This is a genomic window from Mesorhizobium sp. WSM4989 (assembly GCF_029625795.1).
Lineage (GTDB): Bacteria > Pseudomonadota > Alphaproteobacteria > Rhizobiales > Rhizobiaceae > Mesorhizobium.
Genome location: NZ_JARTVN010000002.1, coordinates 2,190,313 through 2,202,987 on the forward strand (window position 1 = coordinate 2,190,313; position 12,675 = coordinate 2,202,987).

The following is a 12,675-nucleotide window of genomic DNA, read 5'->3' on the forward strand; positions in this document are numbered from 1 at the left end:
TCCAATGAGCATGCTTCCGGTCATCGAGGCTCCGGACTGGTACGAGGCCATCCGCATGGGCGACGACGTCACGCTCATCCATGAGCCATGGATAAAGCCGTTCTTCCGCTGCAACATCTGGCATGTGCGCGGCCGCGACCGCGATCTTTTGTTCGATACCGGCCTCGGCCATGTCAGCCTGCGGCGCCATGTGCCGCTGGTCACCGAACGCAAGCTTGTCTGCGTCGCCAGCCACACGCATTTCGACCACATCGGCTGCCACCACGAATTTCCGGATCGCTGCGTGCATTCGGCTGAAGCCAAAGTCCTCGCGGATCCGCGCAACGAGTGGACGGTCGCCGACCGCTACGCGACAGACGAGATGTTCGACGGCATGCCCGACGGATGGGATACGGCCAGCTACCGCATCCCGCCTGCGCCGGCCAACCGGCTGCTTGAGCAGGGCGACGTTGTCGATCTCGGCGATCGTGCCTTCGAGGTCATCCACACGCCTGGCCACTCACCCGGCGGCATCGCGCTCTACGAGCGAAAGACCCGCATCCTCTTGTCCGGCGACATCGTCTATGACGGGCCGCTGATCGACGACGTCTACCACTCCGATATCGGCGACTATGTCGAGACGCTGCTTGCCATGCGCGACCTCGACGTCTCGGTCGTGCATGGCGGCCATTTCCCGAGCTTCGGCAAGGTGCGCTACCGCCAGGTGATCGACGAGTATCTCGCGCAGAAGCGGCAGGCGGGCTGTCACCTGCTGCAGAACCGCTAGCGCTTCAAAGCGCCCTTTGCGGACAGGGCATCCCGGCGGCGTCGCCGCAGCGGGAGGCCGTCGGATGCGGCCGCTGGCTCATCTCCTCCGAGTGGCGCACAAGCTCGGCGAACATGAGGGCGAAACTTCCCATCATCAGGAAGACTATGATCAGACGCGTCACCGGCAATAGACAGGTCTCTCGACTGGCCAGCCCCCGCCAACCCATCCACTGCCGGCTAACATGATCGATCCGGCTTTACGAGTGTTTAAGCCTGGTCTTAACCATTACAGCCATCACATTCGTTGCATGGCTGTCACGAAGCGCGAGCGCCAACGCCTATCCGCATGGCGGGGCGCACCGCCCTTTGCAGATGCGGTCGGCGCATGCTACGCCGTCGCCTGCGCGACCGGCAGGCGGTAGCGGTCGCCGTTCGGGATCCATGAGCAAAGAAACCAGCCGTTTCGCCTTCGTCTCTTCCGACACCGACGACGCCCGCGCGGCGCTGGAAACCTTGTCGGCGCGCTATGGGCAAATACCTGTCGCCGAGGCGGAGATCATCATCGCGCTCGGCGGTGACGGCTTCCTGCTGCAGACGCTGCGCGACACGATGAGCACGGGCAAGAAGGTCTACGGGATGAACCGTGGCACCATCGGCTTCCTGATGAACGAATATCGCGCCGGCGGTCTCGATGAACGCATTTCGAAAGCGGTATCCGAGACGATCCGCCCACTGGAAATGCAGGCGGTGACTCACGAGGGCGAAACGATCTCGGCGCTGGCGATCAACGAAGTGGCGCTTTGGCGCCAATCCTATCAGACCGCGAAAATACGCATCACCGTCGACGAGCAGGTGCGGCTGGAGGAATTGAACTGCGACGGCGTCATGATCGCGACACCCGCTGGTTCGACAGCCTACAATCTGTCGGCGCACGGGCCGATCCTACCGCTCGACGCGCCGCTTTTGGCGCTGACGCCGGTCAGCCCCTTCCGGCCCCGGCGCTGGCGCGGCGCGCTGCTCTCCAACAAAGCGATCGTGCGCTTCGACATATTGGAGTCGGAAAAGCGCCCGGTGAACGCCGCCGCCGACCACACCGAGGTCAAGGCGATCGCCTCTGTCACGGTGCGGGAATCGCCGACCGCGACGGCGACGTTGCTGTTCGATCCCAATCATTCATGGAACGAGCGTATTCTTGCCGAGCAATTCCGCTATTGAGCCGGTAGAAGACAATAACCCCGATTAAGCATCGCAATTAAGGTTACGTGTTCACAATCCGCCGGATTCCCGGCCGTTTCTGTTGACAAATCGCGGACTTGCGCCTAACTGCAACCCGATCTTGCAGGCGCGCGGCGCCCGCCGCAACGCGTGTTGCGATTTTTACCGAACCAGCCAAAGACAGCCACAACTTGTCCGCAGACACTCAGACCGCTCAAGAAGCGTTGACGTTCACAGACCTCGGCCTGTCGCCGAAGGTCCTCTCCGCAGTCACCGATGCCGGCTACACCAAGCCTACCCCGATCCAGTCCGGCGCCATTCCGCATGCGCTGCTCGGGAAGGATGTGTTGGGCATTGCGCAGACAGGCACCGGCAAGACCGCTTCCTTCGTGCTGCCGATGCTGACCCGGCTGGAAAAGGGCCGTGCGCGTGCCCGGATGCCGCGCACGCTGATCCTCGAGCCGACACGCGAGCTCGCCGCCCAGGTCGAGGAAAACTTCGTCAAATACGGCAAGAACCACAAGCTCAACATCGCGCTGCTGATCGGCGGCGTCTCCTTCGAGGAGCAGGACAAGAAGCTGGAGCGCGGCGCCGATGTGCTGATCGCCACGCCCGGCCGGCTGCTCGACCACCGCGAGCGCGGCAAGCTCTTGCTCAACGGCGTCGAGATCCTCGTCATCGACGAGGCCGACCGTATGCTCGATATGGGCTTCATCCCGGATATCGAGCGCATCTGCGAGATGATCCCGTTCACGCGCCAGACCTTGTTCTTCTCGGCGACCATGCCGCCGGAAATCACCAAGCTCACCGAGAAATTCCTGCATGCGCCGGTGCGCGTCGAGGTATCCAGAGCCGCTTCCACCGCGACCAGCATCACGCAGCGCCTGGTGAAGTCAGGCTCCAAGCCGTGGGACAAGCGCGAGACGCTTCGCAATCTCATGCGGGCCGAAGAGTCCGATCTGAAGAACGCCATCATCTTCTGCAACCGCAAGGTCGAAGTGTCGGAGCTTTTCCGCTCGCTGCTGAAGCATGATTTCGACGCCGGCGCGCTGCATGGCGACATGGATCAGCGCGCCCGCATGCAGATGCTTGCCAATTTCCGCGATGGCAAGCTGCGTTACCTCGTCGCCTCGGACGTCGCCGCCCGCGGCCTCGATATTCCAGACGTCAGCCACGTCTTCAACTACGACGTGCCGATCCATGCAGAGGATTATGTCCACCGTATCGGGCGCACCGGCCGGGCCGGCCGCTCCGGAAAATCCTTCACCATCGCGACGCGCTCCGACACCAAATATGTCGACGCCATCGAAAAGCTGATTGGCACCAAGATCGAATGGCATGACGGCGACCTGTCAACGGTCGCCGAGAGCGAAGGCGAAGAAGCGCCTCGCCGTGGCCGCGGCGCGCCGGTCGCAAGGACGAGGACCGCAAGAGCCGTGGCGAGCGCAAGAAAAGCGCGGACCGCCACGCCAGGCACAGCGACGACGAGACGCCGGAGACACCACGCGAAGAGCAGCCGGTGGCCGAGATTGCCGACATTGCCGAGCGCCGCGCCCGCAAGGATGCGATCCGTTCCGAGAACGACCGCAAGGGTTTCGACAACCGCAACGAGCAGCGCGGGGCTTCCCGTCCTCAGCGCGACCACAGCCGCCCTGGCCGCCACCGCCATGAAGAGGACGACGCGACCGTCGGCTTCGGCGATGACGTGCCCGCCTTCATGCGCATCGTCGCGAAGGTCTGACCTCAATACCGCGTCGGCAACAACGAGGCGGCCCCGAATGGGGCCGTTCCTCTACTGCCGCTTCGCTTGAAGGATACAAGCGCTTTGCCGGGATTGTCCTGCTGCTGCCTACATCGGCCCGGGCATCATCTTGGTCGGCTTCTCCAGCATCGGAAACTCGGCGTCGCTGCATTTCACCTTCGGGTTCGTCGGGCTGAACATGCCGTTCGGATTGTCCCTGAACAGCCAGGCGTGAAGATCGTAATGGACGAACTCCTTCGGGATGAGCGGATAATGCCCCTCCATCGGACCCATGAATTTCTGGCCAAATAGGCTCGGTGGTTCCTTGACATCCGGGGTCAAGGGCACCAGCCATTCTACGCCGACCAATTTCAAGCCTTCCTTGGTCGGTTCGTAAATGAGCACGTTGGGCTTCATCGGGTCGAGCTTCTGGCCGACGCTCGGAACGTTGACGAAATGGATGCCCATGGCGCCCTTCGGATATTCCATCGTGCCCGGAATCTTCTCGCCCGAGTAATAGACGCAGCCGACGGTCGACAGATAGAGGTCGCGAACGGCGGCCGTGTAGTCCTCATATTTGGCCAGCGATTTTTTCAGAGCTTCGATGTCGGCCTTGTTGGCGTCTTCGGCCCGGGCCGTGGCGGCTCCAACCCATGCGCCCAAGAGGCCAGTTAAAACGAGGACGCCGCAGCGCCCAAGGCGAGTCGTTCTTGTCATGCATTCCTCCCAGATTCTTGAACTGGCCGTGCAAGACCGAGGCGGAAAAATGCTGATTGCGCGGCCGGTTGTACCGCCTCGTCCCCGCTGAACAGCGTCGATGCTAGTCCTTTCCAAGGCGATGGAAAGGCATCAATTAGAACTAGCTGAGGCCCCGACGGCTTTTCCCATCTCGAGGTCAAAAACAAAACGGCCCTCGCGGGGCCGTTTTGCATAGTAGAGTAGTTCTCCTGGCAGCAGCTTCTATCAAGTCAGCGGCGACAGCTGGATCTCGACGCGACGGTTCTGGGCGCGACCGGCGGCCGTCGCGTTGGAAGCGACCGGACGTGTCTTGCCGAAGCCGGTGACGGCGAAGCGGCGGGAATCGACGCCCTGGCCCGACAGGTAGTTGGCGACGGCCAGCGCACGGCGCTGCGACAGGTCGAAATTGTGCTCGTCGCCGCCGGTCGAGTCGGTGTGGCCGAAGACGTCGACGGTCGTCTGGCGGAACTTGTTCAGCACCAGCGCCACCGAGTTCAGCACCGGGTAGAAGCCCGGCTTCACCGCGTCCTGGTCGACGTTGAAGGTGATGTCGGACGGCATGTTGAGAATGATCTGGTCGCCGCTGCGGGTGACGCTGACGCCGGTGCCCTGCAGCTGACGGCGAAGCTCGGCCTCGTTCTGGTCCATCGTCGCGCCGATCGCGCCGCCGGCAAGGGCGCCGATGCCCGCACCGATCAGCGCGTTGCGGCGGTCGTTGCCGCCGGCCAGCAGACCAAGGCTGGCACCCGCCAACGCGCCGAGGCCGGCGCCGGCCGCGGTGTTGGAGATCTTCTGGTCGCCGGTATACGGATCGGTGGTGGTGCAGGCGCTCACGAGCACAGCCGTCGCCACGACGACGAGCACGGTCTTCTTCATAAGATTGTCCCTCTCCAAATCGCGGCCGTTGCAGCCGCGCCAAATCAGCCCTTCCGCACGCGTTGTACCATGAATTGCGGCAAAAAGCGGAACGGCAAAGCTACCAGAGGTTCTTGCCGTCGATCACCACCACTTCGACCCTGTCCAGGTCGAAGTCGTCGAACAGGCGAGAGTTGACGCTGATCCTCGGGTTGTCGAAGTCGGGCTGGCCCGTCGACCAGTCCGGCGTTTCGGTGAAGGTGCCGCAGCCGCAGGTCGAGCAGAAACCATGCTTTATGGTTTTCGAGCCCCAGCGGTAGAAGGAGACGTTCTTAGGCGGGCTGGTGAGCTTGAATTGCGACGGGACGTAATAGGCCCAGAGCGACCCGCGCTTGGAGCAGAATGAGCAGGTGCATTGCGTCACCGTCTGCGGCGCCTCGGAGACTTCGAAAGTCGTGGCCTTGCAGTGGCAGCTTCCCTTGATGATCATGGATCTCTCCGTTGTCCGCCGCCCCCCGCACAGTTCCGTGCGGAAGACGCCGCGGAACTTCCGTGGCAGCAAGGCAACATAAACAAGTGGTCCTGACAACCGTTCGTCAGCAGGCGCGGCAGCGCCCGGTCGAGAGCTCACATGGCACTGCCTGGCCGCGGCAATCCTAGTAAGAGGGCGGCGGCACGAACAGGCAGATGGTCTTGCCGGCGTCCAATCCGGCCTGGTGCGCGCACCAGTGATATTCGCCATCAGGCGAATCCTTGACCCGCTTGTCGCTGTAGGCGACCACCTCGCCCGTGCCTTTTATCACATAGCCTTCCGGCCGCTCGCCGATCGATGTCTGTGGCACCTCCTTGCAGTCGTAGTTGGCGCAGCAGGCAAAGGGATAGCTCCAGGCTTGCGGAAGCACCGCCGTAGGTTTGGCGTCGTGCGCGACGGCAGCAGCGGTCAGCATCATGGTCCCGAAGGTGGCGAACAGGGAAAACAGGAGCCGGCCGGCCGGGCGAACGGCTCGGGCCGATCTTGACTTGGCAGCAGACATCGAAGCGTTCCTTTCGAGCATCAAGCGTTTTGTCGCTTGCCCGTTCCCGGAACGTGTCTTCCCAGTGGCCGGATCGTCAGTCGCAGATATGCCGCGTCCGGCCATACATGCTTCTATACCCAGCCCGAATGCTGGGCTGATTCCTTGGCCGGCGCAAGAACTGGGCGTGCCCTCGGAATCGCACCGGGGTTCAGCAGCGGCCGCAGAAAAGGGTGCGCCGACTTGGTTAACAAAAACTACGACAAGCCTGCGACCAGGGGTGCCTAAGAACGAAATTCTGCCGACGGAAGTTCCGACCGTCAGCCGGTGACATGTTCACGATATTGCGGCAGGTCGTCCGTAATCGTGAACCATGGCGCCTTGGAACCGACGAAGATATGTGCACTTGGGCGAATGCTCGGATCGCCCCTCAGGGTTCCCATGGCAACATGGACGTAGGCACCCTCCCGCACCAAGGAGTAGAGCAAGGAGCCGCACTGCCCGCAATGCGCGTCGTGGCCGCCGACATCGCCATAGATCAGCAGCCTGTCGTCGCCCGCGGTGAGATGAAACTTGTCGCGCGCGATGCCGGCAATGGGCTTGAAAGCCGACCCTGTGGTACGGCGGCAGTTCGAGCAATGGCAATTCACCGCGTAGGCGAATTCATCGGTCACCTCGTAGCGGACAGTGCCGCAGAAGCATTGCCCGGCAAGCGTACGAGCACTTGCCTTTTCCGGATTTGCCAAGGTCACCCCCTGCCAGCCGCCACCCTGCGGAAGTTTTTCGAAATACCTAGTCGAGGTCCGCCACCGCCTCACCTGCACCGCCCTCGATGCGATGCGACAGCGAGGCCTCCATGAATTCGTCGAGATCGCCGTCGAGCACGCTTGACGGGCTGGTGTTTTCGACGCCGGTGCGCAGATCCTTCACCAGCTGATAGGGCTGGAGGACGTAAGAACGGATCTGGTGGCCCCAGCCGATATCGCTCTTCGAGGCCTCGGTGGCGTTCGCCACGGCCTCGCGCTTCTTCAGCTCTTCCTCGTAGAGCCGCGAGCGCAGCATCTCCCAGGCCTTGGCCCGGTTCTTGTGCTGCGAGCGTTCGGCTTGGCAGGCAACTGCGATGCCGGTCGCGAGGTGGGTGATACGCACCGCCGAGTCGGTGGTGTTGACGTGCTGGCCGCCCGAGCCGGACGAACGATAGGTGTCGATGCGCACGTCGGATTCCGAAACGTTGATCTCGATCGTGTCGTCGATGACGGGATAGACCCAGACGCTGGCGAAGGAGGTGTGGCGGCGCGCATTGCTGTCGTAGGGCGAGATGCGCACCAGGCGGTGAACGCCAGATTCCGTCTTCAGCCAGCCATAGGCGTTGTGCCCCTTGATGAGCACAGTGGCCGACTTGATGCCGGCCTCTTCGCCTTCATGGACTTCCAGCACCTCAACCTTGAAGCGGCGCCGCTCGGCCCAGCGCGTGTACATGCGCAAGAGCATCGACGCCCAGTCCTGGCTCTCGGTGCCGCCGGCGCCGGCATGGATTTCAAGATAGGTGTCGTTGGCGTCCGCCTCGCCCGACAGCAGGGTCTCGACCTGACGGGCCTTGGCCTCGCCCTGCATCGAACGCAGCGCCGCTTCGGCTTCCGCGACGACGCCCTCGTCGCCCTCTTCCTCGCCGAGTTCGATCAGGCCGATATTGTCCTCGAGCGCCTGGGTCAGCCCTTTGACCGCCGCGATCCCCTCATCGAGGCTCTGGCGCTCCCGCATCAGCTTCTGCGCTTCCGCGGGGTCGTTCCAGAGGCTGGAATCCTCCGCGCGCGAGTTCAGATATTCAAGCCGCTTGAGGGCCGGATCCCAGTCAAAGATGCCTCCTCAGCAGGGTTATCGCCTGCCTGATCTCGTCGACAATGTTCTGCGTTTCCGCGCGCATGGCTCTTCGTTCTGTCCTGTACTTGTCGTTCTTTTCGGAATCGGCGCGATACATAGGCACGGCACCGCCGCCTGTAAAGCGAAATGGGCCGGCGTTGAGCTGCCGGCCCATTCGAAACCTGGGGAAGTCAGTAAAGGCCGCCGCCACCGTCCTGGATGGCCTGATTGGCCTGCGGCGACAGCGCGCCGCCGGCACCATTGGAGCCGTCCGCGCCCATGCCGATGACCCAATAGCTGTCGGCCGGGCCGGTGCCGGGCTTGAACGCCTCGATGATGGTGTTGGGGTCGCCTTCGGCCGCGCGCATGCCGGTCTTGCGGTTGATGGCGATCAGCTTCATGCCTTCCGGAACCTGGAAGTCGACATTGGGCGTGCCGTCGAGCGCGACGCGCATGAAGTCCTTGAAGATCGGCGCGGCGAGGCCACCACCCGTGGCGCCCTTGCCCAGGCCGCGCGGCGTATCGTAGCCCATATAGAGGCCGACGACGAGGTTCGGCGTGAAGCCGATGAACCAGGCGTCCTTCTCGTCATTGGTGGTTCCGGTCTTGCCGGCGATATGGCGGCCGAGCTCGGCGATGGTGGCGCCGGTGCCGCGCTGCACCACGCCCTCCATCATGGAGGTGATCTGGTAGGCGGTCATCGGATCGAGCACCTGCTCGGAATTGTCGACCAGTTCCGGCTCGGGCTGGTTCTTCCATTCGGCGGCGTTGCAGCCCTCGCAGCCGCGTTCGTCCTGCTTGAACACGGTCTTGCCGTAGCGATCCTGGATGCGGTCGATCAGCGACGGTTTGATCGACTTGCCGCCATTGGCCATAATCGAATAGGCGGACACCATGCGCATGACCGTCGTCTCGCCGGAGCCCAGAGCCATCGGCAGATAGGGCGCAAGATGATCGTAAACGCCGAAACGCTCGGCATATTCGACGACCAGCTTCATGCCCATGTCGTTGGCCAGCCGCACCGTCATCAGGTTGCGCGACTTCTCGATGCCCGAGCGCAAGGTGGCCGGGCCGGCGGCCGTGCCGTCATAGTTCTTCGGCGTCCAGGTCGTGTTGCCGCTCTGGATGGTGATCGGCCCGTCCATGATCACGGAAGCCGGCGTGTAGCCGTTGTCGAGCGCCGCCGAATAGACGATCGGCTTGAACGAGGAGCCCGGCTGGCGCATCGCCTGGGTCGCGCGGTTGAACTCCGACTGCGCGTAGGAGAAGCCGCCGACCATGGCCAATACACGCCCGGTATGCGGGTCCATGGCTACCAGACCGCCTTCGACCTCGGGCACCTGGCGCAGGCTATAGGCGTTGTCGGAGCCCTCGTTCTTCTGCACGAAGATGACGTCGCCGGGCTCAAGCACTTCCGCCGGAGATTTCGCCCGGACGGACTTGCCGTTGACGAAATGGCGCATGGCAAAGCCCATGTCGTCCTTGCTGACTGTTCCTTCGACGCGGTCCTTGACGAGGTCGCCGGAGACCTGGCGCGCCGGCTGCATGCCGATCGTCAGCCCGTCGGCAGAACTGTCGAGCACGACGGCGAGCGTCCACTCCGGCACGTCCTCCAGCCCCTTGACCGCACCGAGCGGCACGCCCCAGTCGCCGGAAACGTCGATATGGGTCACCGGTCCGCGGTAGCCGCGCAGCGTGTCGTATTTCAGCAATCCGTTCTGCATCGCCTTGCGGGCGATGAGCTGGATTTTCGGATCGAGCGTGGTGCGCACCGACAGGCCGCCCTCATAGAGCGCATTCTCGCCGTAGCGGGCGATGATCTGGCGACGCACCTCCTCGGTGAAATACTCGCCCGCGAACAGGTAGGAGCCGTTACGGCGCGGCTTCACGCCGAGCGGCTCGGCCTTGGCCTTGTCGCCCTCCTCGCGCGTGACGTAGCCGTTCTCGACCATCTGGTCGATGACCCAATTGCGGCGCTCGATCGCCCGGTCGGCATGCTTGAAGGGATGATAGTTGTTGGGGCCCTTGGGCAGCGAAGCAAGGTAAGCGGCTTCAGCGACGGTGAGTTCGTTGACCGACTTGTCGAAATAGGTCAGCGCGGCGCCGGCAACGCCATAGGCGCCGAAGCCGAAGAAGATCTCGTTGAGATAGAGCTCGAGGATGCGGTCCTTCGAATAGGCCTGCTCGATGCGGAAGGCCAGGATCATCTCTTTGATCTTGCGCTCGTAGGTCTGGTCGGAGGTCAGCAGGAAGTTCTTTGCAACCTGCTGCGTGATCGTCGAGGCGCCGACCTGACGCCTGCCCGAGCCGAAATTCTGCAGATTGACGATGATGGCGCGGCCGAGGCCGGTGATGTCGATGCCGGGATGGTTGTAGAAGTTCTTGTCCTCGGCCGACATGAAGGCAGCCTTGACGCGGTCCGGGATCGCCTGGATCGGCAGATAGAGGCGCCGCTCGCGAGCATATTCGGCCATCAGCGAGCCATCCGAGGCATGGATGCGCGTCGTCACCGGCGGCTCATATTTGGCCAGAACCTCGTAGTCGGGCAGATCCTTCGTCAGATGGCCGATATAGATGGCAAGGCCCGCAGCGACCAGCAGCGCCAGCGTCGTGCCGATGCCGAAGAAATAGCCGATGAGACGAATCATGCCCGCTCCAGTCCGAGGTTCGGGATTTCCTAAACGAAGCCGACAGTCGCGCAAGCTTCAGGGGCGGTCCCAATCCGCAATGGAAACCCATTGTCGCGACCATGTGGACAAAATACGGCAGCACGAAGTTTCAGGAACTCAGTCCGCCAAATAATAACGCCACGTGTTGTCGTCGCGCAACGCTGCTTGCGGTTGTAGGACGGCTCAAGGTTGTGGGCAGGTGGGTCCCGTCAGCCCCCGGCCCTGGCTCCCGCTTTCGCTGCGGCAAACAGGGCAACGGCATTGGTTATGCTCTGAGCCGCCTTGCCGCGCCAGTCGGCGCTGAGCAATTGCGCCTCGTCCTTGCTGTTGGAGAGGTAACCAAGCTCGACCAGAACCGAGGGCACGTCGGGCGCCTTCAGCACCTTGAAGCCGGCCGAGCGCTGCGGATTGTTGATCAGACCGACGCTGGTCGACAACTGGCCGACCAGCGTGTGCGCAAAGCTCATCGAAAATCCGTGGGTCTCGCGGCGGATCAGGTCGATCAGGATGTCGGTGACCTCCTTGTTGTCGTCCTCGATCTTCAGACCGGCGAACTGGTCGGAGAGGTTTTCACGATCGGCGAGCGCCTGAGCCTCGGGATCGGAAGCCTTGTCCGAGAGCGTGTAGACCGTGGCGCCGCGGAGACCTCTGACGGCGATCGTATCGGCATGGATGGAGATCAAGAGATCGGCTTCGTGCTGGCGGGCGATGCGCACGCGCTCGTCGAGCGGCAGGTATACGTCACTGTCCCGCGTCATATAGACATCATAGCTGCCGACCGCGGCCAGCTTGTCACGTAGTTCGGTCGCAAAAGCGAGCGTGACGTTCTTCTCGACCGTGCCGCCGGCGCTCTCCGCGCCGCCGTCGACGCCGCCATGACCCGGATCGATTACCACTGTGAAGCGGTGCCCAGGCGCCGAAATCGGCCCTGTGCCGACACGGCCGCCCTTGTCGGTAGAAACGGTCGAGCCGGTCGTCAGCGATTGGTTGGCCAAAGCCTCGTCGAATTCTCTTTCGGATGCGGCCGACATGTCGATGGCGACGCGATAGCCGCTGCCATCGTCATTCTTCAGCACCTCGAGCTTGTCGACGGCAAACGGTCCCTTGCCGGTGAGGATCAGCCGCGAGCCTTTGCCCTGATCGCCGTAGCGGACGGCGCGCACCAGCCCGCGCGGCTTCACGTCCTTGGCGTTGAGGGCGAATCGCGTGCGCGGCAGGTCGACGACAAGGCGGCTGGGACCGCGCAGCAGGAACCACTTCACGTCCGGTTCTCTGTCGAAGGTCACGACGATGCGCATCTTGGTGGCGTCGCCGGCCATCTTGTAGCCGGTGGCGCCAAGCAACCCGTCGGCCCGCGAGACGGCGGTCGCGCCAAGCAGGATCACTAGCAGGAAAACAGCCCTTGCCATGAGCCGCAGATGCCCGGCGGCGCCACGCTCCTTGTCTGCGGTGCCTGCCATTCCCATCTCTATTCTAGTCGCTCCCCGTTAGGCGCCTCGCGCCGGCCTGTTTGGCAGAACGGCCTGTCTGGCGGCCAACCCGATTAACGATTGGTATCCAGAGAAGGTTAACCAAGCCTTTTCATTCAGCAGGTGGAGCGCCACCTTCCCCTGCGGAAGCGCTTTTTGCCGGCATCCGAAATCGGGGTTGCCTTCCAACCCGCCAAATCATAAAAGCGACATTGGATCACTGCAATCCTGGAACCGCCCGCCCTGCAGCTTCCCGCCAGGGTAAGATGTGCAAGGCGCTTCCGGGTTTCAGATGATCGCGACGATTTTCGCAGGCGTGCTCCCGTGGCGGGGGAATCGCTTGCGCGATGAAAACGGCCGGGATCTCC

Annotated in this window: 11 protein-coding genes; 3 read left to right on the forward strand and 8 right to left on the reverse strand. The window is 63.0% G+C overall.

Features of this window, described 5'->3' with window-relative positions; genetic code table 11:
• Positions 1 to 4 precede the first annotated feature (4 nt).
• The 3 genes from P9217_RS23470 to P9217_RS23480 all read left to right on the forward strand — a co-directional run bounded on the left by P9217_RS23470 (position 5) and on the right by P9217_RS23480 (position 3,773).
• Complete coding sequence (locus P9217_RS23470; RefSeq protein WP_278088038.1) at positions 5 to 766, forward strand: MBL fold metallo-hydrolase; 762 nt, start codon at positions 5 to 7, stop codon at positions 764 to 766.
• A gap of 422 nt (positions 767 to 1,188) precedes the next feature.
• Entirely contained in the window at positions 1,189 to 1,962 is a 774-nt protein-coding gene (locus tag P9217_RS23475; RefSeq protein ID WP_067321550.1) for an NAD kinase, read from the forward strand.
• Positions 1,963 to 2,186: 224 nt separating this feature from the next.
• On the forward strand, positions 2,187 to 3,773 hold the full coding sequence (locus P9217_RS23480) for a DEAD/DEAH box helicase (RefSeq protein WP_336618914.1): 1,587 nt from the start codon (positions 2,187 to 2,189) through the stop codon (positions 3,771 to 3,773).
• Between the two features lie 38 nt (positions 3,774 to 3,811).
• On the opposite strand, the gene P9217_RS23485 is transcribed toward P9217_RS23480, so the two are convergent.
• From P9217_RS23485 to P9217_RS23520, 8 genes are all read right to left on the reverse strand, one after another.
• On the reverse strand, positions 3,812 to 4,420 hold the full coding sequence (locus tag P9217_RS23485) for a hypothetical protein (RefSeq protein WP_278088039.1): 609 nt from the start codon (positions 4,418 to 4,420) through the stop codon (positions 3,812 to 3,814).
• Positions 4,421 to 4,666: 246 nt separating this feature from the next.
• A complete protein-coding gene (locus P9217_RS23490) occupies positions 4,667 to 5,317 on the reverse strand; it encodes an OmpA family protein (protein ID WP_059184805.1) in 651 nt (216 codons plus the stop codon).
• 100 nt (positions 5,318 to 5,417) lie between these two features.
• Positions 5,418 to 5,786 (reverse strand): GFA family protein, encoded by a 369-nt coding sequence (locus P9217_RS23495; RefSeq protein WP_066989521.1) that lies wholly within the window; start codon positions 5,784 to 5,786, stop codon positions 5,418 to 5,420.
• 166 nt (positions 5,787 to 5,952) lie between these two features.
• A complete protein-coding gene (locus tag P9217_RS23500; RefSeq protein WP_278088040.1) occupies positions 5,953 to 6,330 on the reverse strand; it encodes a hypothetical protein in 378 nt (125 codons plus the stop codon).
• Positions 6,331 to 6,629: 299 nt separating this feature from the next.
• Positions 6,630 to 7,055: a GFA family protein gene (locus P9217_RS23505; protein WP_278088041.1), complete on the reverse strand. Its 426-nt coding sequence runs from the start codon at positions 7,053 to 7,055 to the stop codon at positions 6,630 to 6,632.
• A gap of 46 nt (positions 7,056 to 7,101) precedes the next feature.
• Positions 7,102 to 8,233 (reverse strand): peptide chain release factor 2 gene (gene prfB, locus P9217_RS23510; RefSeq protein WP_127246966.1). Its coding sequence is split into 2 segments (ribosomal slippage): positions 7,102 to 8,166 and positions 8,168 to 8,233, totalling 1,131 coding nucleotides; the frame shifts between segments, so codons are not numbered across the junction.
• 127 nt (positions 8,234 to 8,360) lie between these two features.
• The gene (locus tag P9217_RS23515; RefSeq protein ID WP_095801312.1) at positions 8,361 to 10,817 is read right to left on the reverse strand and encodes a penicillin-binding protein 1A; all 2,457 of its coding nucleotides are present in this window, start codon (positions 10,815 to 10,817) and stop codon (positions 8,361 to 8,363) included.
• A gap of 230 nt (positions 10,818 to 11,047) precedes the next feature.
• Positions 11,048 to 12,304: an N-acetylmuramoyl-L-alanine amidase gene (locus P9217_RS23520; RefSeq protein ID WP_278088042.1), complete on the reverse strand. Its 1,257-nt coding sequence runs from the start codon at positions 12,302 to 12,304 to the stop codon at positions 11,048 to 11,050.
• Positions 12,305 to 12,675 lie beyond the last annotated feature (371 nt).

Coding starts and splice junctions, on each gene's coding strand:
- P9217_RS23470 (WP_278088038.1), top strand. CDS start 5: ATGAGCATGCTTCCGGTCATCGAGGCTCCGGACTGGTACGAGGCCATC.
- P9217_RS23475 (WP_067321550.1), top strand. CDS start 1,189: ATGAGCAAAGAAACCAGCCGTTTCGCCTTCGTCTCTTCCGACACCGAC.
- P9217_RS23485 (WP_278088039.1), bottom strand. CDS start 4,420: ATGACAAGAACGACTCGCCTTGGGCGCTGCGGCGTCCTCGTTTTAACT.
- P9217_RS23490 (WP_059184805.1), bottom strand. CDS start 5,317: ATGAAGAAGACCGTGCTCGTCGTCGTGGCGACGGCTGTGCTCGTGAGC.
- P9217_RS23495 (WP_066989521.1), bottom strand. CDS start 5,786: ATGATCATCAAGGGAAGCTGCCACTGCAAGGCCACGACTTTCGAAGTC.
- P9217_RS23500 (WP_278088040.1), bottom strand. CDS start 6,330: ATGTCTGCTGCCAAGTCAAGATCGGCCCGAGCCGTTCGCCCGGCCGGC.
- P9217_RS23515 (WP_095801312.1), bottom strand. CDS start 10,817: ATGATTCGTCTCATCGGCTATTTCTTCGGCATCGGCACGACGCTGGCG.
- P9217_RS23520 (WP_278088042.1), bottom strand. CDS start 12,304: ATGGGAATGGCAGGCACCGCAGACAAGGAGCGTGGCGCCGCCGGGCAT.